This is a genomic window from Chitiniphilus purpureus (assembly GCF_025642115.1).
Classification (GTDB): domain Bacteria; phylum Pseudomonadota; class Gammaproteobacteria; order Burkholderiales; family Chitinibacteraceae; genus Chitiniphilus; species Chitiniphilus purpureus.
On record NZ_CP106753.1, the window covers coordinates 4,005,978 to 4,031,329 of the forward strand.

The 25,352-nt window shown below is 67.4% G+C and carries 18 protein-coding genes; 15 read left to right on the forward strand and 3 right to left on the reverse strand.

Features of this window, described 5'->3' with window-relative positions; translation table 11 throughout:
- Positions 1-107: 107 nt before the first annotated feature.
- The 6 genes from gshA to ptsP all read left to right on the forward strand — a co-directional run bounded on the left by gshA (position 108) and on the right by ptsP (position 6,210).
- Positions 108-1,400 (forward strand): glutamate--cysteine ligase, encoded by a 1,293-nt coding sequence (gene gshA / locus N8I74_RS18550; RefSeq protein ID WP_263124694.1) that lies wholly within the window; start codon positions 108-110, stop codon positions 1,398-1,400.
- 9 nt (positions 1,401-1,409) lie between these two features.
- The gene (gene gshB / locus N8I74_RS18555; protein WP_263124695.1) at positions 1,410-2,360 is read left to right on the forward strand and encodes a glutathione synthase; all 951 of its coding nucleotides are present in this window, start codon (positions 1,410-1,412) and stop codon (positions 2,358-2,360) included.
- Positions 2,332-3,390, forward strand: coding sequence for an FAD:protein FMN transferase (locus tag N8I74_RS18560; RefSeq protein WP_263124696.1), 1,059 nt, complete (start codon positions 2,332-2,334; stop codon positions 3,388-3,390). Before gshB ends, N8I74_RS18560 begins: the two co-directional genes overlap by 29 nt.
- Before the next feature lie 364 nt (positions 3,391-3,754).
- A complete protein-coding gene (locus N8I74_RS18565) occupies positions 3,755-4,150 on the forward strand; it encodes a PTS sugar transporter subunit IIA (RefSeq protein ID WP_263124697.1) in 396 nt (131 codons plus the stop codon).
- A 20-nt stretch (positions 4,151-4,170) separates the two neighbouring features.
- Positions 4,171-4,443 (forward strand): HPr family phosphocarrier protein, encoded by a 273-nt coding sequence (locus N8I74_RS18570; RefSeq protein WP_263124698.1) that lies wholly within the window; start codon positions 4,171-4,173, stop codon positions 4,441-4,443.
- Between the two features lie 24 nt (positions 4,444-4,467).
- Entirely contained in the window at positions 4,468-6,210 is a 1,743-nt protein-coding gene (ptsP, locus tag N8I74_RS18575) for a phosphoenolpyruvate--protein phosphotransferase (protein ID WP_263124699.1), read from the forward strand.
- 108 nt (positions 6,211-6,318) lie between these two features.
- On the opposite strand, the gene N8I74_RS18580 is transcribed toward ptsP, so the two are convergent.
- The 3 genes from N8I74_RS18580 to N8I74_RS18590 all read right to left on the reverse strand — a co-directional run bounded on the left by N8I74_RS18580 (position 6,319) and on the right by N8I74_RS18590 (position 9,344).
- Positions 6,319-7,446 carry a patatin-like phospholipase family protein gene (locus N8I74_RS18580; protein WP_263124700.1) on the reverse strand — a complete coding sequence of 376 codons (1,128 nt, stop codon included), beginning with the start codon at positions 7,444-7,446 and terminating at the stop codon, positions 6,319-6,321.
- Between the two features lie 117 nt (positions 7,447-7,563).
- Positions 7,564-8,472, reverse strand: coding sequence for an LpxL/LpxP family acyltransferase (locus N8I74_RS18585; RefSeq protein ID WP_263124701.1), 909 nt, complete (start codon positions 8,470-8,472; stop codon positions 7,564-7,566).
- Positions 8,469-9,344: a lysophospholipid acyltransferase family protein gene (locus tag N8I74_RS18590; protein ID WP_263124702.1), complete on the reverse strand. Its 876-nt coding sequence runs from the start codon at positions 9,342-9,344 to the stop codon at positions 8,469-8,471. The genes N8I74_RS18585 and N8I74_RS18590 overlap by 4 nt, the downstream gene beginning before the upstream one ends.
- A gap of 91 nt (positions 9,345-9,435) precedes the next feature.
- On the opposite strand from N8I74_RS18590, the gene metK reads away from it, so the two are divergent.
- The 9 genes from metK (at position 9,436) to N8I74_RS18635 (ending at position 25,349) form a co-directional block, all read left to right on the forward strand.
- The gene (gene metK / locus N8I74_RS18595) at positions 9,436-10,602 is read left to right on the forward strand and encodes a methionine adenosyltransferase (RefSeq protein WP_263124704.1); all 1,167 of its coding nucleotides are present in this window, start codon (positions 9,436-9,438) and stop codon (positions 10,600-10,602) included.
- A 122-nt stretch (positions 10,603-10,724) separates the two neighbouring features.
- A complete protein-coding gene (locus N8I74_RS18600) occupies positions 10,725-11,048 on the forward strand; it encodes a rhodanese-like domain-containing protein (RefSeq protein WP_263124705.1) in 324 nt (107 codons plus the stop codon).
- Between the two features lie 353 nt (positions 11,049-11,401).
- Positions 11,402-11,878, forward strand: coding sequence for a GNAT family N-acetyltransferase (locus N8I74_RS18605; RefSeq protein ID WP_263124706.1), 477 nt, complete (start codon positions 11,402-11,404; stop codon positions 11,876-11,878).
- On the forward strand, positions 11,875-12,195 hold the full coding sequence (locus N8I74_RS18610) for a DUF6916 family protein (RefSeq protein WP_263124707.1): 321 nt from the start codon (positions 11,875-11,877) through the stop codon (positions 12,193-12,195). The genes N8I74_RS18605 and N8I74_RS18610 overlap by 4 nt, the downstream gene beginning before the upstream one ends.
- 65 nt (positions 12,196-12,260) lie before the next feature.
- Entirely contained in the window at positions 12,261-12,905 is a 645-nt protein-coding gene (locus N8I74_RS18615) for a phage tail protein (protein ID WP_263124708.1), read from the forward strand.
- A gap of 76 nt (positions 12,906-12,981) precedes the next feature.
- Positions 12,982-21,459: a DUF4347 domain-containing protein gene (locus N8I74_RS18620; protein ID WP_263124709.1), complete on the forward strand. Its 8,478-nt coding sequence runs from the start codon at positions 12,982-12,984 to the stop codon at positions 21,457-21,459.
- Between the two features lie 316 nt (positions 21,460-21,775).
- Positions 21,776-23,281 (forward strand): TolC family protein, encoded by a 1,506-nt coding sequence (locus tag N8I74_RS18625; protein ID WP_263124710.1) that lies wholly within the window; start codon positions 21,776-21,778, stop codon positions 23,279-23,281.
- The gene (locus tag N8I74_RS18630) at positions 23,278-24,021 is read left to right on the forward strand and encodes an efflux RND transporter periplasmic adaptor subunit (RefSeq protein WP_263124711.1); all 744 of its coding nucleotides are present in this window, start codon (positions 23,278-23,280) and stop codon (positions 24,019-24,021) included. The genes N8I74_RS18625 and N8I74_RS18630 overlap by 4 nt, the downstream gene beginning before the upstream one ends.
- Positions 24,018-25,349 (forward strand): efflux RND transporter periplasmic adaptor subunit, encoded by a 1,332-nt coding sequence (locus tag N8I74_RS18635; RefSeq protein ID WP_263124712.1) that lies wholly within the window; start codon positions 24,018-24,020, stop codon positions 25,347-25,349. Before N8I74_RS18630 ends, N8I74_RS18635 begins: the two co-directional genes overlap by 4 nt.
- Positions 25,350-25,352: the final 3 nt, after the last annotated feature.

Sequence of the window (25,352 nt, forward strand, 5' to 3'; positions counted from 1 at the left end):
ACATGACCTCGCAGTCAGGCGCGCGCAGCCCAGTGTCTTGATTCTGCCGATGTCACCCTGATATTGAACGGACTGCTTTTCTCGCACCGCGGCATAAAGGGATTTCCATGAGCGTACCGCATCTTGTCACCGCCCAAAGCGGGCCCATCCTGGATCTGGAACGCAAGATTCTTGCCGCACAGCCCGAAATCGAGCACTGGTTCCGCAATCAATGGCAGGAGCAGACTCCGCCCTTCTACGGTTCGGTCGACCTGCGCAATGCCGGCTTCAAGCTGGCGCCAGTCGACATGAACCTGTTCCCCGGCGGCTTCAACAATCTCAACCGCGACTTCCACCCGCTGGCGGTGCAGGCGGCGATGAGCGCACTGGAAGACTTCTGTCCGAGCGCACGCCGGCTGCTGCTGATCCCCGAGAACCACACCCGCAACAATTTCTACCTGCAGAACGTGGCCGCGCTGGTCCGCATCCTGCGCCAGGCCGGGGTGGCGGTGCGCCTGGGCACGCTCAACCCCGAGATCACGGAGCCAAGCGCGCTGGAATTGCCCGACGGGCAGAAGCTGCTGCTCGAACCCCTGATCCGTCAGGGCAACCGCCTTGGCGTGGCGGGGTTCGATCCCTGTGTCATCCTGCTCAACAATGATCTGTCCGGTGGCGTGCCGGCGATGCTGTCCGATCTGGAGCAGACGATCCTGCCGCCGTTGCGCGCCGGCTGGTCGACCCGGCGCAAGACCGGCCACTTCGCCGCCTATGACCATGTGGCCGAGACATTCGCCGGCCTCGTCGGCATCGATCCCTGGGTGATCAATCCGTACTTCGACCATGTGGACGGGCTCGACTTCCACCAGCGCGACGGCGAGGACCGGCTCGCCGCCTCGGTCGACGCCATGCTGGGCCGCATCCGGCGCAAGTATGCCGAGCACGGCATCGACCATACGCCGTTCGTCATCGTCAAGGCCAACGCCGGTACCTACGGCATGGGCGTGATGAGCGTGAAATCGGCCGACGAGGTGATCGGCCTGAACCGCAAGCAGCGCAACAAGATGTCGGTGATCAAGGAAGGGCTGGAAGTGCACGACGTGATCGTGCAGGAAGGCGTGCCCACCTTCGAGCATATCGACGATGCGGTCGCCGAGCCGGTGGTCTACATGCTCGACCGCTTCGTTATCGGCGGCTTCTACCGGGTCCACACCGGGCGCGGCCCCGAGGAGAACCTCAACGCGCCGGGCATGCACTTCGTGCCACTGGCCTTTGCCACCCCCTGCTCCACCCCCGATTGCGATGCTGCGCCCGACAGCGAACCCAACCGCTTCTACGCCTACGGCGTGGTTGCGCGGCTGGCGCTGCTGGCCGCCGCCCATGAACTCGTCCCTGCGACCCAGGAGGTCGCGCTCGCTGTCTGAGGCAACCCCATGCGCCTGCTCGTCATTGCCGATCCCCCCGAAGACTTCAAGATCCACAAGGATTCCACCTACGCCATGCTGCGCGAGGCCGCACGGCGCGGCTGGGCACTTTGGCTGTGCGAAGCCGCCGACCTGCGCGTCAGCCAGGGCGTGGTCGCCGCGCAGGCCCGGCCGTTCGGCTTCACCGATACCCAGGAATACCGACGCTGGTTCGAGCTGGGCACGCCGGCGGACATGGCCCTACGCGACTTCGACGCGGTGTTGATGCGCACCGATCCGCCGTTCGATCAGCAGTATCTGTACGCCACCCACCTGCTCACACTGGCCCAATGGCAGGGCGCGCGGGTGTTCAACCCCGGTCAGGCGCTGCGCGACTTCAACGAAAAGCTCGCCATCCTGCGCTTTCCCGAGTTCATCGCCCCGACCACGGTCACCCAGCGTGCCGCCGACCTGCGCGCCTTTCTGGCCGAACACGGCGACATCATCCTCAAGCCGCTCGACGGCATGGGCGGCAGGGGCATCTTCCGGCTCACCCGGCACGACCCCAATATCGGCGCCATCATCGAGACACTCACCGACAACGGGCAGCGCACGGTGATGGCGCAGCGCTATATCCCCGCGATCAGCGAGGGCGACAAGCGCGTCCTGTTGATCGACGGCGTCCCGGTGGACTGGTGCCTGGCACGCATCCCGCAACCGGGCGAGACGCGTGGCAACCTGGCCGCCGGCGGCACCGGCCGTGCCCAGCCGCTTTCGGCGCGCGACCGCGAGATCGCCGCCGCGCTGGGCCCGCAGCTCGCGCAGGCCGGGCTGCTGCTGGTCGGGCTGGATGTGATCGGCGATTTCGTCACCGAGATCAATGTCACGAGCCCCACCTGCTTCCAGGAAATCACCCAGCAATCCGGCATCGACGTCGCCGCCCTGTTCATCGATGCGCTGGCCAGGCGTATCGCCGCGTAGCCGGACGCGCGCGCTGCTGGCCGCCGCGGCGCTGCTGCTGGCCGGTTGCGGCGAGGCGCCGCTCTATCGGCAGACCGCGTTCGTGTTCGGCACCCAGGTCGAGCTGTCGATCTGGGGTCTGGACAAGGCCGAGGCGGCCCGCCATGCCGGCAAGGTGCTGGGTGAGCTGGACCGGCTGCACCGACGGCTGCATGCATGGCAGCCGTCGCCGATCACCCGGTTGAATACTGCCCTGGCGCATGGCACACCCGGCGAAGCCGATGCCGAACTGGTCGAATTGATCCAGCAGGCGCGCGACTATGCACAGCGTTCGGATCAATTGTTCAACCCAGCGATCGGGGGCTTGATCGGACTGTGGGGCTTTCACCAGGACAACCCGCCGCAGCATCCCCCTGATGCGGCGCAGCGCGACCGCTGGGTTGCGATGGCGCCGACATTGGACGACCTGGCAATCGACGCGGACCGCATCGCTAGCCGCAATACGGCCGTACGGCTCGACCTGGGCGGCATCGCCAAGGGCTGGGCGCTCGACCGGGCGGCGCGCTATCTGCGTCGGGCGCGTGTCTATCACGCCCTGATCAATATCGGCGGCAATGTGCTGGCCCTGGGCCGCAAGGGGCAGGAACCCTGGCAGGTCGGACTGCGGCATCCACGCCAGCCGCGCGCGATGGCGGTGATCGCACTGCATGATGGCGAGGCGATCGGCACCTCCGGTGACTACCAGCGTTATTTCGAAGCCGGCGGCACGCGCTTTGCGCATCTGATCGACCCACGCAGCGGCATGCCGGCACGGCAGATGCAGGCGGCCACCGTGATTGCACCACCGACGCTGGCGGCGGGCGCCATCTCGGATGCGCTGACCAAGCCCATCTTCATCGGCGGTCGCGAGCGCGCGCTCGACTACGCCGGGCGTTTCGGGGTGAAGGACGTGCTGATCGTCGCCAACGACGGCAGCGTATATGTCAGCGCCAGCCTGCAGCCGCGCCTGCAATGGCTGATTCCCCCACCGCACCTGTACCGGCTGCGCTAGCGCGCATCGACATTCAACCCGGGGAGTACGGAACAAAGGCGGCAATGCAGGCCAAGCCGCGCCGGACAATGCGGCCATTGCCCGCCGGCGCGGGGCAGCAATGTGCCCGGCCCCGCCCTGCCGGGTGGCGCCGCGGGCCGGCATCTGGCGCATGGTCTGCAGATAGCCAGGCGAGCTGGCGCGCCACGCTTCGCGCAACCATCCGGGTCATGGGCCCGCACCGCCCACGGTTGAATGGCGATTGACAGCGGGGGCCGTGCACCCGGGTCGTGGCCCGGGTTGCACCGGCCACCCCGTGCTCTACCGGAAGGCAGCGGTTTTCAGTTATAACGTCAGAAAACAGCGCACCAGGACAGCTCCCCGCATGGTCGGAATCATCATCGTCACCCACGTCACCCTCGGCGAGTCGCTGATCTCGTGTGCACAGCACATCATGGGACGACCGCTAGAGAACCTGGCCCAGCTCGCCGTCAGCAAGGCCGACGATCCGGACGAGGTGGTACGCCGCGCACGCGCGATGGTGCAGGCGCTGGACGATGGCTCGGGCGTACTGCTGCTGACCGATATCTATGGCGGTACACCATCCAACGTCGCCAACCGGCTGATCGAGCCCAATCGGGTCGAAGCGGTGGCCGGCGTGAACCTGCCGATGCTGGTGCGGGCGCTGACCTACAGCCACCAGTCGCTCGAGGTCGTGGTCAGCAAGGCGATCACCGGCGGGCTTGAAGGCGTGCTCTACATGCTCCCCCCACTCGAATAAGAACCACGCCAGGACCCGCCATGCCACAACAGGAAGTCGAAATCGTCAACAAGCTGGGCCTGCATGCCAGGGCGTCGAGCAAGTTCACCCAGCTTGCCAGCCAGTTCAGCTGCGAAGTCTGGGTCACCCGCAACCAGAAGCGCGTCAACGCCAAGTCCATCATGGGTGTGATGATGCTTGCCGCCGGCAAGGGCAGCTCCATCATCATCGAGACCAGCAATGGGCCGGATGAGCAGCAGGCCATGGATGCGCTGGTGGCGCTCGTGGCGGACCGCTTCGGCGAAGGCGAATAACGGCCGGGCAAAGGAGACAGGCGGATGGGTATCACGCTGCACGGAATCGGCATCGGCGGAGGCGTCGCGATCGGTCACGCGCACGTGATCTCGCACAACGAAATCGAGATCGCCCATTACAACATTGCCGAAGACGACGTCCCGCAGGAGGTGGCCCGCTTCGACGCGGCCATCCGCCTCGCCCGCCAGGAGCTGGAAACGCTGTGGGGCAGCATCCCCGAGAATGCGCCGGCCGAACTGGGCGCCTTTCTCAGCCTGCATATCATGCTGTTGAACGATCATGCACTGAATTCCGAGCCGCACCTGATCATCGAGACCCAGCAATGCAACGCCGAATGGGCGCTCAAGCAGCAGCTGGACATCCTGCTCGCGCAGTTCGACGAAATCGAGGAGGAATACCTGCGGGAGCGGCGCGCCGACGTGATCCAGGTGACCGACCGGATCTTCAAGGCGCTGGCCGGCCACCATGTGCCGCCACCGCCCCCGCTGCGGCCGGACACGATCCTGGTGGCGCATGACCTGTCCCCGGCCGACATGGTGTTGTTCAAGGACACCGACTATGCCGCCTTCGTCACCGACGTGGGCGGGCCGACCTCGCATACCGCCATCCTGGCGCGCAGCCTCGATCTGCCGGCGGTGCTGGCGCTGCGCCACGCGCAGGCCCTGATCCGCGAGGAGGAGCTCCTGATCGTCGACGGCGTCAATGGTGTGGTGATCGTCGATCCGGATGAACGCGTGCTGGTCGAATACCGCGCGCGCCAGCGCGAGTGGCAGGCCAGCCAGCGCGCGCTGCAGGATATCCGCGATGCCCGCCCGATCACCCGCGACGGCACCGAGATCGAGCTGTTCGCCAATATCGAGCTGCCCGGCGATACCGAACAGGCGCTGGCCAACGGCGCCAATGGCGTCGGGCTGTTCCGTTCGGAGTTCCTGTTCCTGCGCGACGAGGACGATCTGCCGACCGAGGACGAACAGTTCGAGGCGTACAAACAGGTGGCCGAGGCGATGCACGGCCAGCCGGTGATCATCCGTACCATCGACCTGGGCAAGGACAAGATTCCCAAGTGGCAGGAGGAAAGCGATGCGCCCAACCCGGCACTGGGGCTGACCGGCATCCGGCTGTGCATGGCCGAGACGCAACTGTTCCGCACCCAGCTGCGGGCGCTGCTGCGCGCCTCGGCCTACGGCAAGATCAAGCTCCTGGTGCCGATGCTCACCCACGTCAATGAAGTGCGGCAGACACGGCGCCACCTGGAGGAAATCAAGGACCAGCTGCGCGGCGAGGGCATTGCGTTCGACGATGGCATCGAGCTGGGCGGCATGATCGAAGTGCCGGCCGCAGCGCTCGCGGTGGCAAGCTTCCTCAAGCAGCTCGACTTCATCTCGATCGGCACCAACGACCTGATCCAGTACACGCTGGCGGTCGACCGCAACGACGATTCGGTGTCCTATCTGTATGACCCGTTGCACCCGGCGGTGGCGCAACTGCTGCACCATGTGATCCGGACGGCCGATGCGCTGGGCAAGCCGGTCTCGATGTGCGGCGAAATGGCGGGCGACCCGCAGTTGACGCTGCTGCTGCTGGCGCTGGGCCTGCGCCGCTTCTCGATGCTGCCCGCGCAGCTGTTGAAGGTGAAGCGGCGCATCCTCGATGCCGACCTCACCCAGCTACGCGGTGCACTGTCCGGGCTGCTGGCGGCGGAGGATGCCGATGCCGTGCGTGCGCTGCTTGCCGAAATCGCTGTGCTGAAGCCGGCCGCAGCCTGAGAGGCCATCCCGGCCCGGCCGGGCCGGGAGCAGCAGCGCTGCCGGCCCGATATGCCGCGCTGGTGATCGGACTGCGCGGCGGTGGTACCGGCCGGCCGATGACGCGGCCTAGCGCGCCGCCGTGCCGAGCGCGTCGGCCAGTGTCCAGTTCTCCGGCAGCGGCAGCACCGATTCGTCGTAAACGATATCGAGCTTGTCGGCATGTTCGCGGCAGAAGTCCAGGCCGATGTCGAAACCGGCGCGGTAGAGCGCGTACATATTGGAATAGGTCCAGTCGAACATCTCGGCCCAGCGGGATTTCGGAAACTCCGGCGAGAGCAGCGGCACGATCAGCAGGTGGCGCTTCTCGGTGCCATCCGGATTGCGGTTGTACACCAGGTCGAACAGCTTCAGATCGTCCTTGGCGATCTCCACCAGCGGCGTGATGATCGACATCACCCAGGCGTCGTACAGGTCGCGCGGCGGGCGTAACAGCTGATCGGCCCCCAGCACGTCGAACACCACCAGCGTATCGATCTCCGGGTGCACCCCATCTGGGCCCACCAGCGCCTTGAAATTGAGCGTATCGAGCGCCGCGCCTTCGATGTAGTGCTCCGGCTCCCCGGCTTCGTTCGCAATCACCGTGGGCGGGTACAGAAACGGGAACGACAGCGCGGCGCGGAAGCGCTCCACCGTGATCTCGGGGCCCTCCCATTGCACCATCTGATGCCGGTCCAGGTTGTAGGCGTTGAGGTAGATCGGGATGCTGGCATCAGCTAGGCGCTGGAAATCGACCACCTCCTCGATGAACGGCACATGCGCGCACAGACCAAGGCTGCGCATCGACAGGTCGGTGGGTGTGGCGATCGCCCACATCAGCCGCACCCAATCCGCCCACGCCCGCCAGGCCGGGCTCTGCTGCGACAGCTCGTCGACCCATTGGGCGAACGGCGAACGGGCGATTTCACTGCGGAACTGCTCGGCCAGCGGGCCGGGCTTGTTGAACACCTTGTAATTGACCGGCAGCAGACGATAGATGGGATCGGCGATCCCCATCTGCACCATGCCCGCCAACGCGGCGATCGGATTGCCGGACTTGGGCGCCGCATACAGCAGGCCGACCAGGGCGCCGGCACCGGACGTGGAAATGATGTCAAAGCGCACGCGTTGCCGGATCATGGCCGACAGCGCGCCCGCCATCAGCGGCATATTGGGTGCGCCACCGCCGATCACCAGCGCCGTCTTGGCCTTGGGCATGCTCAGCTCCTTGTTGTGCGGTGCAATATACAAGAGCGCAAGTATTCGACGGGGCCATGGCATCTGCCAAGCACCAACCGTTCAGCGCCGGGAAAATGGCTCCTATCGGCAACCGGCTCAGCGCACGCGGCGATATGGGTCGGACTCGCCTTCCGGCCGGGTCTTGAAGCGCCGGTGCAGCCAGTAGTACTGCGCCGGGCATTCGCGCACCCGCGCCTCGATGAACGCGTTCATGCGCCGGGTGTCCGCCTCGGCATCGCCGGACGGGAAGCCGGTCCAGGCCGGATAAAAACGGGTGACGAAGCGAGTGCCTTCCAGTGTGGTCACCATCGGCACCACCACCGCGTCGCCCAGTTGCGCCAGCCGCGACAGCGCCGGCACCGTGGCGGTCGGCACGCCGAAGAACGGCACGAAGATCGATTCGCGCCGGCCCAGGTCCTGGTCGGGCAGGTAGTACAACGATGCCCCATCGCGCAGCGCCCGCACCACCGGCCGGATGCCGTCGGTACGACGGAACAGCTGCGGCGGCCCGAACCGGCTGCGCCCGAACCGCAACAGCTGATCGAACACACTTTCGTGCGTCGAGGTATAGAGGATGGCCCCCAAGTGCTCGATGGCATGGCGGATGCCGCCGACATCCAGTCCCAGGAAGTGCGGCGCCAGCGCGATGATGGGCCGCCCCTGCGTCGCGGCATAGTGCTCGTAGCCCTGCCGCACCACCAACCGCGCCAGCCGGTGCGGCTTGGCGAACCACGGGATGCCGTAGCTGACAAGGCAGATGGCGAACACCTGGTAGTGCCGGCGCAACGTACGCCGCCGCTCGGTCTCGGACCACTCGGGAAAGCACAGCCGCAGGTTGACCAGGCCGATATGGCGCCGCCGCGGCGTCAGCAGGTAGAGGGCGACGCCCAGCAGCGTGCCCAGCCCGCACAACAGCGGAAACGGCAGCCAGTGCAGCACCCAGAACGGCACGGCCAGTGCCTTGGCGCGCCAGGACAAATCGGACCACCGCAGCGGCGCGCTCATGCCGCGTCCCCGGGCAGCGGCGCGCCGGCCGGCCGCTTGTAGCGGTTGTAGCTCCACAGGTATTGGGCGGGCGCAAGCCGGATCAGCGCCTCGATATCGGCATTGAGCAGCGCGGCGTCGGCCTGCGCCTCGCCGCTGAATCGATCCGAGAGCGGCCGGATATGGATGCGGTAGCCGCGCCCCCAGGACAACCGCTCTGCACAGCACAGCAGCACCGTGGCGTGGCTGGCGCAGGCGAGCCGGGACAGCAGCGTCATGGTATAGGCCGGCCGGCCGAAGAACGGCGCCCACACGCCTTCGCCGGCACCTGGGGCCTGATCGGGCAGCATATAGACCGCCTGCCCCTGCTTGAGCGCCTTGAAGAGCTGGCGCACCCCACCGGCATTGGCAGGGGCCGCCCGCGCCCCGCCACGGGTGCGCGAACTGAGCATCAAGGGTTCGAGCCAGGCCAGCTTGGGGGGCCGGTAGAGCGCGGTCAGTGGGCGCGGCAGACGGCTGGCCAGGTAGGCGCCGCAGACCTCGATGGCCCCCAGGTGCGGCGAGACCAGCAGCAGGGGCGCAGGCGACTCGAGCGCAGCGGTCACATGCGCCCAGCCGGTGCACTGTTTCACCATCGTCGCCACCCTGGGCAAAGGCCGCAGCCAGGCGGGAATCAGTTCGAGCGCGCCCATGCCATGCGCCGCGATACTGGCACGAAGCAATCGTCTATAATCCCCGTCGCTTTGCGCGAGCCCCGATTGCCGCAGATTCTCGGCGATACGGCGCCGATACCCCGGTGAAGCCCAATACACCAGCCAGCCGAGCGCTGCACCGATGACGTGGAACAGTGGCAACGGCAACCAGGCAAGCGGTTTGAAAAGCGCAACCAGCATCGAAAGGATCAAGACGGCGGTGAAAGCCGGATTCTAGCGACTTTCACCGCCCCCCACACGCGATCAAGCCATCCGCCAAGGAATCATGCGCATGAAAGAATTTCTGTTTACCTCTGAATCCGTCTCCGAAGGCCATCCGGACAAGGTGGCCGACCAGATCTCCGATTCCATCCTGGATGCGATCCTGACGCAGGACCGCCATGCCCGCGTCGCCGCTGAAACGCTGGTCAATACCGGCCTCGTGGTGCTGGCCGGGGAGATCACCACCACCGCCACCATCGATTACATCCAGATCGCGCGCGACACCATCAAGCGCATCGGCTACGACCACTCCGACATCGGCTTTGACGCCAAGACCTGCGCGGTGCTGGTTGCCTACGACAAGCAGTCGCCCGATATCGCACAAGGCGTGAACGAAGGTGCCGGACTGGATCTGGACCAGGGCGCGGGCGACCAGGGCCTGATGTTCGGTTACGCCTGCGACGAGACGCCGCAGCTGATGCCCGCGCCGATCTACTACGCGCACCGGCTGGTGCAGCGCCAGGCCGAGCTGAGGAAGGACGGCCGGCTGCCGTGGCTGCGCCCGGATGCCAAGAGCCAGGTGACGCTCAAATACGACGCCGAATCAGGCCGCGTGCTGGAAGTGGACACCGTGGTGCTCTCGACCCAGCATCATCCGGACGTATCGCACGCCCAGCTTTCCGAGGCAGTGATCGAGGAGGTCATCAAGCCGGTGCTGCCGGCCGAATGGCTCAAGAACCCCAAGTTCCTGGTCAACCCGACCGGCCGCTTCGTCATCGGCGGCCCGATGGGCGATTGCGGTCTGACCGGACGCAAGATCATCGTCGACACCTACGGCGGCGCAGCGCCGCACGGTGGCGGCGCGTTCTCGGGCAAGGACCCGTCCAAGGTGGACCGCTCGGCCGCCTACGCCGGTCGCTACGTGGCCAAGAACATCGTCGCCGCCGGCATCGCCCGGCAGTGTCTGGTGCAGGTGAGCTATGCCATCGGTATCTCGCGCCCGGTCTCGATCATGGTCGACACCTGGGGCACGTCCAAGCTGTCCAACAAAGAGATCGTCAAGCTGATCGAGCGGCATTTCGACCTGCGGCCCAAGGGCATCGTGCAGATGCTGGACCTGTTGCGCCCGGTGTATACCCGTACCGCCGCCTACGGCCACTTCGGCCGCGAAGAGCCGGACTTCACCTGGGAACGCACCGACAAGGCCGCCGCGCTGCGCGCGGACGCCGGGTTGTAGGACACGCCTGCCGCTGTCGGCGCCATGAACGGGACGGCCACGCCGTCCCGTTCATGCTTGCCCCCGATGCAACGCCCCTACCCTCGCATGCGCCGTTGCAACACCATGACCAGGATGCCCCCATGCAACACCTGCAACCCCAAGAACTGGCGGCTTGGCTCGCCGACGCCGACCGGCCGCGGCCGGTGCTGCTCGATGTGCGCGAAGGCTGGGAAGTGGCGCATTGCGCCCTGCCCGGGATCGTCCATATCCCGATGAACGAGATCCCGTCACGCCAGCAGGAGCTGGACCCGGATACGCCGACGGTGGTGATCTGCCACCACGGGGTGCGCAGCTACCAGGTGGCGACGTTCCTGGAGCGCAACGGCTTCGAGCGGATGATCAATCTGACCGGCGGGGTCGCCGGCTGGGCAGACCAGGTCGATCCGGGCTTTCCCCGCTATTGATGCGTTTCGCGGCATGCAAGGCTGCGGCAGCGCCGAGGGTCTGACAGCAGTTGCCAATGCCCGATCCGCGCCACGGGGGCGGCGCACTGCCCGCTGGGCCGCCGATCGCCCCGGTAGCACGGTGCCCATGCGGCAATGCCCGGATGTGTGCCACGGCCCCGTATGCCACCCATACACCGGCCCCTTAGCCGGATACAGCCCGATTTCAATCGGCAGTCAGCAGCGTGGCAAGTGATTCGCAGATGATACTTGCGTAAGCATTCCACCCAGCTATCATCTAGGCCTGAGCTTTGCGATGAACCGTCTGACTAGCCATGTGCCCGGCCCCCACTTCGCCTGTCGATCCGGCAGCGTTGCAACTGACCCTTGCCACCGCAGACGATCTGCCATTCCTTCAGGCGCTGTACGCGTCGACCCGTAGCGAGGAATTGGCCGCCACGGGCTGGAGTGCGCAGCAGCAGGCCGATTTCATCGCACAGCAGTTCGACGCCCAGCACCGCCATTACCAGGAACACTACCGCGAGGCGGCGTTTTCGGTTGTCCATCATGGGCATGAGCCGATAGGCCGGTTCTACGTCTTTCGCGGGCCGACCATCTATAACCTGATGGACCTCTCGCTGCTGCCTGGCTGGCGAGGCCATGGCATCGGGGGGCATCTACTGGCACAACTGGTGCGGGAAGCCGATTCGGCTGCCAGGGCCATCCGTCTCTACGTGGAGCAGGACAACCCCGCGCGCCGGCTGTACGAGCGCTTCGGTTTTGCCGTCACCGGCCAGCACCCGATCTACCTGCAGATGCATCGCCCCGCCACCCAGGAGTTGGCCGCATGAGTGACATCCCCAGCCAGGACGAGCTGCAGCAGGCCCTGGGCCAGACCTGGCGCGTGAGCTGGGAAGGCCATCCTGGCATCGACGTCGATCTGGTCGAGGTCAACCAGGGCAAATCGATGAATTCGCGTTATCACTGCTACGACGCGGTATTCCGGCAGCCCGCCGGGTTCGATCTGCCGCAATACAGCTACACACTGCATGGCCCGGACGCGTCGTCGTGGTGGGTCATGCTCACCCCGATCGGGCCGGACGAGGAAGGACATCGCCTGCTGCAGGCGGTGTTCCATGTCCGGCTACCGGTACCGGCCAGCCCCTGACACGCACTGCGGACCGACCGCACACCCCCGCCGGCAAGGCCGGCTTCACAGCGAGGAGCAACAGCATGGAACCTTTTCTGGGCGAGATCAAAATGGTGGGCTTCAATTTCGCACCGCGCGGCTACGCGATGTGCCAGGGCCAGCAGATGTCCATCGCGCAGAACAGCGCGCTGTTTGCCCTGCTCGGCACCATGTACGGTGGCAATGGCCAGACCACGTTCGGCCTGCCTGACTACCGCGGCCGCAGCCCGGTGGGCATGGGGCAAGGCCCGGGATTGTCGATGATCGTCCAAGGTGAAGTCGCGGGGACCGAGAATGTCACGCTGACGACAGGCCAACTGCCGCCGCATGCACCGGTCGCGCAGTTTGTCGGCCAACCCAGCAATGGCAGCGTGACCCTGTCCGCGGATGTGGCGACCAGCACGACGGCTGCGATGGTCCCGCCGACCCAGGGCAGCACCACCTACCTGTCCGCCACCACGGCCAAGGCCGGCCCGACCAATGTGGCCTTCAATGGCTTGTTCACCGGTACCGCGCCCGATGCGACCAAGGCCAGCCTCGGCGGTCTCAGCGGGCAAGCCAGCATCACCCCCCAGGGCAGCATCACCATCTCGCCGGTGGGCGGCGGCCTGCCGGTTGCCATCCGCAATCCCTTCCTCGGCACCAATTTTGTCATCGCGACGGAAGGCGTCTTCCCCTCCCGCAATTGATCTCGTTAATCTGCACCAAGGTCGGCCTGTCCCTGCACAGGCCGACTGCCACTTCAAGGAACGCCGGGAGCCGCCGATGAAAACCAGAGCCACCGCCCAACCGACATCGCACGCCCCGGCAGGCCGCGCCTGGCTGCGCGCGCTCGAACCTCGCATCATGTTCGACGCAGCGGCGCTTGCCACCGCAGCCGATGCGGGCGCAGAGGCCGCGAAGCCAGCCACACGCCATATCGATGCGCCTGACCATCCGGCCGGCGACGCGTCCGCGTCCGTGGCCGAGACGGCGACCCGGCAAGGCGGGCAACGGCAGGCGCTGATAACCCCCGGCGAGGTGGAAGAACGGTTGGCGGGCGCCAGGCCCGGCCGCGAAGTCGTGTTTGTCGACGGCGCAATCGTCGATGCCCGGCAACTGGTCGATTCGCTCGAACCGGGCGTGGAGGTCGTGACCCTGGATCCCGACGGCGACGGTCTGGCCCAGATTGCCGAATACCTGAAGGGTCGCCAGGGCATCGATGCGATCCATATCGTCAGTCACGGCTCGCTGGGGCAGATCACGCTCGGCAACGTCACCCTCGATCAGGCCGCGTTGCCCGCGCGTGCCGCCACCCTCGACGCCATCGGGCAGAGCCTTGGCGAGCAAGGCGATATCTTCCTGTACGGCTGCTACGTGGGACAGGGGCGGCAGGGGCAGTCCTTCGTTGATGCATTCTCGCGGCTGACCGGCGCCGATGTCGCCGCCTCGACCGACATGACTTCCGGCAGCCAGCGCGGCGGGGACTGGGAGCTGGAGTACCGTAGCGGCGCGGTGACCTCCACCCTCGATCTTGCCGGCGCCTGGTCCGACTATGCCGGCGCACTGGTCTCGATCCCGTCCAACGTGACCATCGACTTCACCGGGGAGGGCTTCGTCGAGGCGGCCGACCACGGCTCCAATGTCTTCACCAAGGGCGATGTCAAGATCACCTACAGCGCGGCCAACTGGTTCCAGGACGTGGACGATGGCCAGGGCAGCTCTCCGGGCCTGTTCGCCGGTGCCTTCACTGGGGTGGAAACGGTCACCATCGAAACCACCTCCGGCAACGAGTTCGATTTTGTCAGCTTCTTCATCAATGCCTTCGGCGGCGGCTTCGCCTCGGTGGAGGGATTCAGGAACGGCGCCTCGACCGGCGTGCAGACCACCGGCACCGGCTTCGGCCAGGCCAACGGCAGCTTCACCGCGTTGCTGAATGACGGCATCTTCAACAATGTCGACCGGGTCGTCATCACCTCCAACGCCGGTGGCTTCTTCGATGTCTTCGACAGTTTCGTGCTGCACACGGTGCCCAGCAATCCACCCAGCCTGGCCGCGACCGGCACCAATCCGGGCTTCACCGAGAACGGCAGCGCCGTCGATCTCTTCAGCGGTATCACCGCCAATACCAACGACAGCGGCCAGAAATTCACCGGCGCCACCTTCACGGTGAGCAACGTCAGCAACGGCGCCAGCGAAATCCTCACCATCGGCGGCACCGACATCGGCCTGAACAACGGCAACAGCGGCACCATCCCCGGCATCGGCAGCTACAGCGTCACCGTGGCGGGCGCCACGGCAACGGTCACGCTGACCGGGCTGAGCCGCGACAACAGCCAGATGGGTTCGCTGATCGATGCCATCACCTATCGCAACAGCAGTGACAACCCCGGCAGCAGCAGCCGGGTCATCACCATCACCGGCATTGCCGACGACGGCGCCAACAACAACACCGCCACACCGAACATCGCCTCGACCGTGACCGTGACCCCGGTGAACGATGCCCCGACCCTGTCCCCGGCGAACGACACGGCGGCCTATACCGAGGGCGGCACGGCCGCGGTGCTCAGCCCCAGCCTCACCGTCAGCGACGCCGACAGCACCACGCTCTCGAGCGCCACGGTCACCATCAGCGACTTCCGTAGCGGCGATGTGCTGAGCGTGGGCAACGCCAACGGCTACACCGTCAACTACAACGCCGGCACCGGGGTGCTGACACTCACCGGCGCCGGCAACGCCGCGGCCTTGCAGACGGCACTGCGCTCGGTCACCTACTCGTCGACGTCGGACGATCCGACCTTCGGCGGCACCGATGGCACCCGGCAGATCAACATCACCGTGACCGACAACGGCGGGGCCAGCTCAACCGCGGCCACATCGCAGGTGGCGGTCACTGCCGTCAACGATGCGCCGACCCTGTCCGCCGGCCCCTACACCTGGACCGCCACCACCGAGGACGCCACGTCCACCGCGGTCACGGTATCCAGCCTGTTGACCAGCCTGTCGGCCGGCGACCTGGACAGCGCCAGTGTCGGCGTCGCCATCACCGCCAGCAGCGGCAACGGCACCTGGCAATACTCCACCGACGGCAGCAACTGGTACGGCGTCGGCACGGTCAGCGGCAATGCGGCGCTGTTGCTGTCCGCCTCCAGCCAGCTGCGCTTCGTACCGGACGGGCAGAACGGCGGCGCGCCGACACTGGGCCTGCGCGCCTGGGACCAGAGCAGCGGCAGCGTCACCGTCGGCAGCACCCGCAGCACCGCCGATGCGTCCACCAACGGTGGCAGCACGGCCTTTTCCAGCACTGCCGCGCAGGCCAACCTCACCGTCAGCAGCGTCAACGACGCACCGGTGTTGACACCGATCGGCCCCACGCTCAATGGGCTGACCGACACCGACGTCAACTGGGTCGGTCAGGCCGTGTCCAGCTTTGCCGGCGCCAACACCAACGATGTCGACAGCGGCGCGGTCAAGGGCATTGCCATCACCGGGCTCAACCCGGGCAACGGCACCTGGCAGTACAGCATGAATGGCGGTGCCAGCTGGCAGGACATCGGCAGCGTGTCGAGCAGCACGGCGCTGCTGCTGCGCAGCAGTGACCGCGTGCGCTTCGTGCCGGACGGCGTCAACGGCACCAATGCCGACATCACCTACCATGCCTGGGACCAGAGCGGCGCCACCAGCGGCCAGCAAGGCAACAAGGTCGATGCCTCCGCCACCGGCGGATCCTCGCCGTTCTCCAGCGCGACCGACACCGCGAGCATCACGGTCACCGCGGTCAACGATGCGCCGCTGGTCACCAGCAGTGGCGGCAGCACGGCCTTCGTCGAAGGCGACAACGTGACGTCGACCCCGGTGGCGATCGACGGCGGCATCACGATCTCCGACAGTGATTCGCCATTGCTCTATGGCGCCACGGTGCAGATCACCGGCAACTTCCAGAGTACGCAGGACGTGCTCGCCTTCACCGGCAATCCGGCCATCATGGGCGACATCACCGGCAGCTACGACAGCAACACCGGTACGCTGACGCTGACCTCGGCCGGCGGTGCCAGCGCGGCACAATGGCAGGCAGCGCTGCGGGCCGTCACCTACAGCAACAGCTCGGAAAACCCGGTCACCACCGACCGCACCATCAGCTTCATCGTCGACGACGGTGCCGCCAGCAGCACCGCCGCCAACCGCACCGTGACGGTGACGCGGACCAACGATGCCCCCATCGTCACCGTGCCGGGCAGCATCCCCGTCCTTGAGGACGTCGCCAGTGCCCTCACCGGCATCAGCTTCTCGGATGCCGATGCCGGCGCCGGCAGCGTCACGGTCACGCTCTCCGTGCCCAGCGGCACGCTGTCCGCCATCTCGGGCGGCGGTGTCACCATCGGCGGTACCGCCGCTGCGATGACGCTCGCCGGTTCGATCAGCGACATCAACGCCTTCATCGCCGGCGGCAACGTCAGCTTCCAGACTGCGCTGAACAGCAGCACCAACGTCACGCTCACCGCCAGCATCGACGACAACGGCCTTGCCGGCGGTGCGGCCAGGAACGACAGCGACACCGTGGCGCTCACGGTGACTGCGGTCAACGATACGCCTGCGATCAGTGCACCGGCCTCGATCAACGTGACCGAGGACGTGCCGCAGGTGCTCACCGGCATCAGCTTCAGCGATATCGATGCCGGTTCCGGTGCCGTCAGCGTGCAGTTCAGCGTCGCCCCCGGCAGCGGTACGCTTGCTGCCGGCAGCGCCGCCGGCGTCACGGTGCTGGGTTCGGGTACCGGCACGCTCAGCCTCACCGGTACGCTGGCCGACATCAATGCCTTCGTCGCCGGTGGCGCGGTCAGCTTCACCACAGCCAACAACGCCACCGGCAACGTGGTGCTGTCGCTCGTCATCGACGATGGCGGCCATACCGGCACCGGTGGCAACCAGACCGACAACACCACCGTTACCCTGGTGGTCAGCGCCGAGAACGACGCACCGGTCAACAACGTGCCGGGCACCCAGACCATGCTGCAGGACGGTGTGCTGATCTTCAGCAGCGGCAACGGCAACGCGGTCGCAATCGCCGATGTGGACGCCGGCGGCGGCACTGTGCGGGTCACGCTCACCGCCAGCAACGGTCTGATCTCACTGGGCAGCACGGCGGGGCTGGCGTTCTCCATCGGCAGCGGCACCGGTGACAGCACGATGACCTTCGACGGCAGCATCGTCGACATCAACAACGCGCTGGCCGGTTTGAGCTTTGCCCCGACCGCCGGCTACCACGGCACCGCCTCGCTGCAGATCACCACCAACGATCTCGGCCTTGCCGGCAACGGCGGCAACCAGACCGACACCGATCTGATCACGATCACCGTCGCCCAGCCCAATCCGGCAGTGGTCAGTGTCGCCGGCGGCAGCCCCGATGGCGGCTACAAGGTCGGCGACACCATCAGCATCAGCGTCACCTTCGACCAGGCCGTCACCGTCAGCGGCGGCACGCCCACGCTGTTGCTGGAAACCGGCGCCACCGATCGGCTCGCCAGTTATGTCTCGGGCTCGGGCAGCAATACGCTGACCTTCAGCTACACGGTGCAGCCCGGTGATCTGGCCACCGACCTTGACTATCAATCGACGGCAGCCCTGGTGCTGAATGGCGCCACCATCCGCAACGCCGCCAGCAACGATGCATTCCTGACGCTGCCGGCCACCGGCAGCGCCAATGCGCTGGCAGGTCAATCCGACCTGGTCATCGATGGCGTCGCTCCCGCCGTCGCCACGGTCACCGTACCGGCCAACGGCACCTATGTGGCGGGCCAGCACCTCGACTTCATCGTCAACTTCAACGAGAGCATCACGGTCGACACCACCGGCGGCACGCCGCGCCTTGCCGTCACGCTCGATAGCGGTGGCACCGTCTACGCCGACTACCTGTCCGGCTCGGGTTCCGGCACCCTCACCTTCCGCCTCACCATTGCCAGCGGCCAGCTGGACGCCGACGGCATCACGCTGGGCAGCGGCATCGACGCCAACGGCGGCACGCTGCGCGATGCGGTCGGCAACGACGCCGGGGTCACCCTCAACGGCGTCGGCGCCACCACCGGCGTGCGGATCGATGCCATCGATCCGACCATTGCCAGCGTCACCGTGCCGGCCGCCGGCCGCTACAACGCCGGCGATGTGCTCACCTTCACCGTCAACCTGTCCGAGCCGGTCACCGTCGATACCGGCGGTGGCACGCCCCGGCTCGCGCTCGACCTGGGCGGGACCACCGTCTACGCCGCATATGTCTCCGGCGCCGGCACCGGCGCGCTGCAGTTCCAATACACCGTGCAGCCCGGCGACAACGACGGCAACGGCATCGCCGTCACTGCATTGCAGGCCAACGGCGGCCTGCTGCGCGACAGCGCCGGCAATACCGCCAGCCTCGCCCTGCAGAACGTGGGCGACACCAGCGCCGTGCTGGTCGACACCCAGGCCCCGGCGCCCGTCGCCGTCGCCCGGCTCGACGCCACGCCGACGAATGCCGCCACCATCAGCTACACCGTCAGCTTCAGCGAGGCGGTCGGCGGTGTCGACGCGGCCGACTTCGCGCTCAGCACCACCGGCTCGGCCAGCGGCAGCATCACCGCGGTCACCCAGCTCGATGCCACCACCTTCCGCGTCCAGATCGCCAATCTGGCCGGCAGCGGCACGCTGCGGCTCGATCTGAACGGCACCGGCATCGCCGACCTTGCCGGCAACCCGCTCACTGGCGGCCTCGCCGGCGAAACCTATACGCTGGACCGGCTTGCACCGGCGGTCACCGGCGTCGCGGTGCCGGCCAACGGCACCTATGTGGCGGGCCAGCACCTCGACTTCACCGTCAACTTCAACGAGAGCATCACGGTCGACACCACCGGCGGCACGCCGCGCCTTGCCGTCACGCTCGACAGCGGCGGCACCGTCTACGCCGACTACCTGTCCGGCTCGGGTTCCGGCGCCCTCACCTTCCGCCTCACCGTTGCCAGCGGCCAGTTGGACGCCGACGGCATCACGCTGGGCAGCGGCATCGACGCCAACGGCGGCACGCTGCGCGATGCGGTCGGCAACGACGCCGGAGTCATCCTCAACGGCGTCGGCGCCACCACCGGCGTGCGGATCGATGCCATCGATCCGACCATTGCCAGCGTCACCGTGCCGGCCGCCGGCCGCTACAACGCCGGCGATGTGCTCACCTTCACCGTCAACCTGTCCGAGCCGGTCACCGTCGATACCGGCGGTGGCACGCCCCGGCTCGCGCTCGACCTGGGCGGGACCACCGTCTACGCCGCATATGTCTCCGGCGCCGGCCCCGGCGCGCTGCAGTTCCAATACACCGTGCAGCCCGGCGACAACGACGGCAACGGCATCGCCGTCACTGCATTGCAGGCCAACGGCGGCCTGCTGCGCGACAGCGCCGGCAATACCGCCAGCCTCGCCCTGCAGAACGTGGGCGACACCAGCGCCGTGCTGGTCGACACCCAGGCCCCGGCGCCCGTCGCCGTCGCCCGGCTCGACGCCACGCCGACGAATGCCGCCACCATCAGCTACACCGTCAGCTTCAGTGAGGCGGTCGGCGGTGTCGACGCGGCCGACTTCGCGCTCAGCACCAGCGGCTCGGCCAGCGGCAGCATCACCGCGGTCACCCAGCTCGATGCCACCACCTTCCGCGTCCAGATCGCCAATCTGGCCGGCAGCGGCACGCTGCGGCTCGATCTGAACGGCACCGGCATCGCCGACCTTGCCGGCAACCCGCTCACTGGCGGCCTCGCCGGCGAAACCTATACGCTGGACCGGCTTGCACCGGCGGTCACCGGCGTCGCGGTGCCGGCCAACGGCACCTATGTGGCGGGCCAGCACCTCGACTTCACCGTCAACTTCAACGAGAGCATCACGGTCGACACCACCGGCGGCACGCCGCGCCTTGCCGTCACGCTCGACAGCGGCGGCACCGTCTACGCCGACTACCTGTCCGGCTCGGGTTCCGGCGCCCTCACCTTCCGCCTCACCGTTGCCAGCGGCCAGTTGGACGCCGACGGCATCACGCTGGGCAGCGGCATCGACGCCAACGGCGGCACGCTGCGCGATGCCACCGGCAATGCCGCCCAGCCCACACTGGCCGGCCTGCCGGTCACCGATGGCATCAGGATCGATGCCCAGGCGCCGCAGGCGCAGATCACACTGGCCGATCCCAATCCCATCCGGTCGGGCACGGTGCACTTCACCGTCACCTTCAGCGAAGTGGTCAGCGGGGTGGACAGGGCTGATTTCGCGCTGCTTGCCGGCGGCAATGCCAGCGGCACGATCACCTCGGTCACCCAGGTCGATGCCCGTACCTATTCGGTGCAGGTCGATGGCGTGGGCGGCAATGGCACGCTGGCGCTTGCGTTGAGCGCCCAAGGCAGCGGCATTGCCGATGGGGTGGGCAATCCGCTGAGCGACAGTGCCATCAGCCCGGCCTACAACGTACGCCCCAACACGCTGCCGGTTCCGGCACCCGTCCCCGCACCGGTGACACCGCCGTCCGGGCCCAGCACGCCGATCGTCATCACCCCGGTCGCACCACCGGTCACGTTGTCACCCACCGACCCGGTCGCCCCGGTCGACGCTCCGACACTGACCCTGGGTGGCGATGGCAGTGCGGCGGGATCGGGCATCGCCGCACTGCTCAACCCGCTCTCGGCCGATCCGCTGGCACCGGGCGGCAACAGCACGTTCGCCCCGGTGGAAGTCCGCGCTTCGTTCATCGAACTGGGGGTCGGCAGTGGTGCCGGACTGCAGGCCATGCCCGACATCGGCGACTACGCGGCGCAGGCCGGGCAGCCGATCAGCATCGGGTTGCCGATCTCCACCTTCACCCACAGCGAGAAGAACGTCGAGATCACGCTGGAAGTGCGTCTGGCCGATGGGCGCCCGCTGCCCAACTGGCTCAAGTTCGACCCGGTGACCGGTTCGCTTTCCGGCACTCCGCCCAAGGGCCTCAACCAGAAGCTGGTGATCGAGGTGATCGCACGCGACAGCAAGGGCAACCGGGCCACCAGCCACCTTGATCTGATGGTGCGCTCGACCGAGCCGCGTGCCGAAGCCGTCGACATGGCGCCGCTGCGCGCTGCCTTCGCCCTGCCGGCTGCCGAACGTGACGTGGCGCAGGGCAAGCCGGCGCTCGCCCAGCAGTTCGATCAGTTCGGCCGCCCGGCCCGCCAGGCGGCAGGCGATGCCCTGCTGCGGCACCTGCAGCTGAGCAGAGCCCAGGAGACCGTCTGATCCGCCGCGGCGGTCAGCACGCGGCCAACCGGAGGAACGACAGGATGAACCACATGGCATGCGCGACAGGACAAGGGGGCCGGACCACTCCGGCCCGTTGCCGGCCGCGCGTGCCGCCGATGCGATGGCTGCAGCGCACGCCGCCACGCCATCGTTCTGCACAATGAACCCAGGCACCATGAACTAGGATGGAGCGCATGTCCCGGAACGAAACCTGCCCCCGCTCCCGGGCGACTCCGCTGCAGCGGCAGCCCCGGGGCGCCGTACCGGGCGATTGCCTGCACCCCTTATGACTCCCATGCGAAAGGATAAATCGTTGGATATCACTACCCGCTTGCATTTGACCCCGATCGCGGCACTGCTTGCCGCGCTGCTGGGCGGTTGTGCCGTACAGCCGCAGGCGATCCCGGTGCAGGAGCGGCAGGCCGACCTCGCCCGCCAGCGCACTGCCATGTTCGCCGAGCAGGAGCCGCTCTCGGGCGCCATCACGCTGGAAGACGCGATGGCGCGTGCGCTCAAGTACAACCTCGATCACCGGCTCAAGCTGATGGAAGAGGCGCTGGCACAGCGGCAGCTCGATCTGGCGCGCTGGGACCTGCTGCCCAGGCTGACCGCCGAAGCCGGTTATTTCTGGCGCAGCAACGAGCTGGCCTCCTCCTCGCGTGACTACGCGACCGGCGAGCAGTCGCTGGTGCCTTCCACCTCGTCCGACCGTACCCATGAAACCGCGGATCTCACGCTGTCCTGGAACGTGCTCGACTTCGGCGTGAGCTACTACGCGGCGCAGCAGCAGGCCGACCGGGTGCTGGTGCTGCGCGAGCGCCGGCGCAAGGTGATCCACCTGATGATGCAGCAGGTGCGGCAGGCGTACTGGCAGGCGGTGGGAGCGCAGCAGTTGGAGACCAAGGTCGAGCCCATCCTCAAGCTGACGCAGCAGGCGCTGGATGACTCGCGCAGGATCGAGCAGGAAAAGCTGCAGGCTCCGCTCGATACGCTCAACTACCAGCGCCAGTTGCTCGACATCCTGCGCCAGCTCGAAGCGGTGCGCGACGAGCTGGCGCAGGCCAAGCCACGGCTCGCGTCGATCATGAACGTGCCGCCGGGCTCGCCGTACACCCTCACGCAGCCGGAGGGCTTTGCCACGCCGCGCCTGCCGATCGCGCCCGAGGCCATGGAGGAAACGGCGCTGGTGCACCGCCCCGAACTCGTCGAAGCCGGCTACAACGAGCGGATCGGCCTGTGGGAGACCAGGAAGGCGATGGCCAAGCTGCTGCCCGGCCTCAACATCGAGCTGGGCGTCAACTACGACAGCGACAGCTACCTCGTGCACCAGTCCTGGCGCGACCTGGGGCTGCGCGTGAGCTGGAACCTCCTCAACCTGCTCAACTACAAGAACATCCGCGGCAGCGCGCAGGCGCAATACGAGGTGGCGCAACAGCAGCATCTGGCGCTGAACATGGCGGTGCTCACGCAGGTACACGTGGCCTATCGCGACTACCTGGGCCGCAAACGCCAGTTCGAGCTGTCCAACGACATGAACGAAGTGGACCAGCGCATCCTGACCCACACCCGCAACGCGGCCAAGGCCGACGCGCAGGGCAAGCTCAACGAGATCCGCGCGCAGGCGAGCGCCGTGATGTCCGAGCTGCGCCTGTACCAGACCTATGGCGCGCTGCAGAACGCCTACGGGCAGATGCTCGCCACGCTCGGGCTCGATCCGCTGCCTGACGAAGTGCGCGCGCACGACCTGGGCACGCTGCGCGAGGCCATCGTCGAGCGCGAGAAACAGTTGGTGGAGGTCGACGCGGAGCCACGCCGATGATGCGGCGCCTGCTGCCGGCGGCGCTGCTGCTGACGGCCGTGGTGCAGGCCGCGCCACCCGCCGCCGGCAATGCCGGCAAGGACAATCGGATCCGTACGCAGTTGGCCGCGCGTGAATCGGTGGTGGTGGCAAGCGAGCTCAATGCCAAGATCGCGCGACTGCCATGGAAGGAAGGCGACGCCTTCCGCGCGGGTCAGGCGCTGGTGTCGTTCGACTGCAGCCTGTTCCAGGCCCAGCTGCGCAAGGCCGACGCCGGTGCCGAGGCCGCGCGCAAGCTGCTGGAAGTGAACACCCGGCTCGCCGAACTCAATTCGGTCGGCAAGCTCGAGGTGGAGCAGGCGCAGGCCAAGGTCAAGGAGTCGGCGGCCGAGGCGGCCTATATGCGCGCCACCGTCAGCCGCTGCACCATCCCCGCCCCCTTCTCCGGCCGCGTCGCCAAGCGGTTGGCCAATGCGCACGAGTTCGTCACGCCGGGCAAGCCGTTGCTGGAGATCGTCGACGTCAGCGCGCTGGAAGTGCAGATGATCATCCCGTCGCGCTGGCTCGCCAGGATCAAGCCCGGGACCCGGTTCACCGTCGAGGTGGATGAACTCGGCCAGAGCTATCCGGCCGTGGTGTCGCGGATCGGTGCGCGGATCGACCCGGTCAGCCAGTCCATCTCGCTCACCGGCAGGATCGAGGGCCAACACCCCGCGCTGCTGCCCGGCATGAGCGGCTGGGCCAGCTTCCCCGCGCGATGACGCAAACGAGCGCAGTCGACGCGCTGGTCACCCTGGTCCAGCTGGAACGGCGTGCCCGCGAAGCGCAGAGCCCTGAGGCGCTGGGCTTTGTGATGGTGAACGAGACGCTGGCACTGGTGCCGTACCGCCAGGCGGCGTTCTGGTCAGACAGCGGCCTCGGGCAGGTAGCGGCGGTGTCGGGGCTGCCGCAGGTGGACCCGAACGCGCCCTACCTGCAGTGGCTAGGCCGGTTGTGCCGTGCGCTGCACCAGGCCCACACCGCGACCACACCGCTCGACGCCGCAAGCGCCCCCGCCGGGCAGGCGGCCGACTGGGCCGACTGGCTGCCGGCCCACGCGCTGTGGCTGCCACTGACCGACGAGGCCGGCCTGCGCGAAGGCGGCCTGCTGCTGGCACGCGATACGCCCTTCAACGAGCATGAGCGCGCCGTGCTGGCCGAACTGGTGCATGCCTACGCGCACGCGCTGGCCGCCTTCCGCCCACGGCGCAGCACTGCGCAGCGCTTCAAGGCGGCACTGCGGCTGAACCGGGTGCGGCGGCGCATCCTGCTGGCGCTCTTGGGGGTGTGTCTGTTTCCGGTCCGCCTGACCGTGCTGGCACCGGCCGAAGTGGTGCCGCGCGATCCGTTCCTGGTGCGCGCGCCGCTTGATGGCGTGGTCGAACGCTTCTTCGTGCAGCCGAGTCAGGCGGTCGCGGCCGGCGCGCCGCTGTTCAGCCTCGATACGGTGACGCTGCAGGCACGGCGCGCGCTGGCGCAACGGGCGTACGACACCGCGCAGGAGGAATACCGGCAGTCGGCCCAGCTGGCGGTGACCGACGACGAGGGCCGGGTCAAGCTGGCGCAAAGCCGCGGCGAGCTGGAACAGAAGGCGCTGGAGCTTGAGTACACCACCGAGCAGCTCGACCGGGTGCAGGTCAAGGCCGACCGGGCTGGGGTCGCGGTGTTCGACGATGTCAACGACTGGCAGGGCAAGGCGGTGGTGGTCGGCGAGAAGGTGCTGCTGCTGGCCGATCCGGCCAAGGTGGAGCTATTGGCGCAGATGCCGGTGGCCGAGCAGATCCCGCTGCAGCCGGGCACGGTGATCGCGCTCTATCCCAGTGCCGATCCCACCCGCGCCTACGAGGCACGCATCGTCAGCGTGGCCTACAGCGCCGGCGAGACCGACGAGGGCGTACTCGCCTATCGGGTACGCGCCCGGTTCGAGGCCGGTGCCCCGCCACGGCTGGGCCTGCGTGGCACTGCACGGCTGCCCGGCAGCTGGGTGCCGTTCGCCTACTACGCGCTGCGCCGCCCGTTCGCAGTGGCGCGGCAATGGCTGGGTTGGTAGCCC

Bases quoted from the DNA above. Each gene is read 5' to 3' on its own strand.
- gshB (WP_263124695.1), top strand. From the start codon at position 1,410: ATGCGCCTGCTCGTCATTGCCGATCCCCCCGAAGACTTCAAGATCCAC.
- metK (WP_263124704.1), top strand. From the start codon at position 9,436: ATGAAAGAATTTCTGTTTACCTCTGAATCCGTCTCCGAAGGCCATCCG.
- N8I74_RS18620 (WP_263124709.1), top strand. From the start codon at position 12,982: ATGAAAACCAGAGCCACCGCCCAACCGACATCGCACGCCCCGGCAGGC.
- N8I74_RS18565 (WP_263124697.1), top strand. From the start codon at position 3,755: ATGGTCGGAATCATCATCGTCACCCACGTCACCCTCGGCGAGTCGCTG.
- N8I74_RS18590 (WP_263124702.1), bottom strand. From the start codon at position 9,344: ATGCTGGTTGCGCTTTTCAAACCGCTTGCCTGGTTGCCGTTGCCACTG.
- N8I74_RS18585 (WP_263124701.1), bottom strand. From the start codon at position 8,472: ATGAGCGCGCCGCTGCGGTGGTCCGATTTGTCCTGGCGCGCCAAGGCA.
- N8I74_RS18630 (WP_263124711.1), top strand. From the start codon at position 23,278: ATGATGCGGCGCCTGCTGCCGGCGGCGCTGCTGCTGACGGCCGTGGTG.
- gshA (WP_263124694.1), top strand. From the start codon at position 108: ATGAGCGTACCGCATCTTGTCACCGCCCAAAGCGGGCCCATCCTGGAT.
- N8I74_RS18570 (WP_263124698.1), top strand. From the start codon at position 4,171: ATGCCACAACAGGAAGTCGAAATCGTCAACAAGCTGGGCCTGCATGCC.
- N8I74_RS18615 (WP_263124708.1), top strand. From the start codon at position 12,261: ATGGAACCTTTTCTGGGCGAGATCAAAATGGTGGGCTTCAATTTCGCA.
- ptsP (WP_263124699.1), top strand. From the start codon at position 4,468: ATGGGTATCACGCTGCACGGAATCGGCATCGGCGGAGGCGTCGCGATC.
- N8I74_RS18600 (WP_263124705.1), top strand. From the start codon at position 10,725: ATGCAACACCTGCAACCCCAAGAACTGGCGGCTTGGCTCGCCGACGCC.
- N8I74_RS18580 (WP_263124700.1), bottom strand. From the start codon at position 7,446: ATGCCCAAGGCCAAGACGGCGCTGGTGATCGGCGGTGGCGCACCCAAT.
- N8I74_RS18560 (WP_263124696.1), top strand. From the start codon at position 2,332: ATGCGCTGGCCAGGCGTATCGCCGCGTAGCCGGACGCGCGCGCTGCTG.
- N8I74_RS18610 (WP_263124707.1), top strand. From the start codon at position 11,875: ATGAGTGACATCCCCAGCCAGGACGAGCTGCAGCAGGCCCTGGGCCAG.
- N8I74_RS18635 (WP_263124712.1), top strand. From the start codon at position 24,018: ATGACGCAAACGAGCGCAGTCGACGCGCTGGTCACCCTGGTCCAGCTG.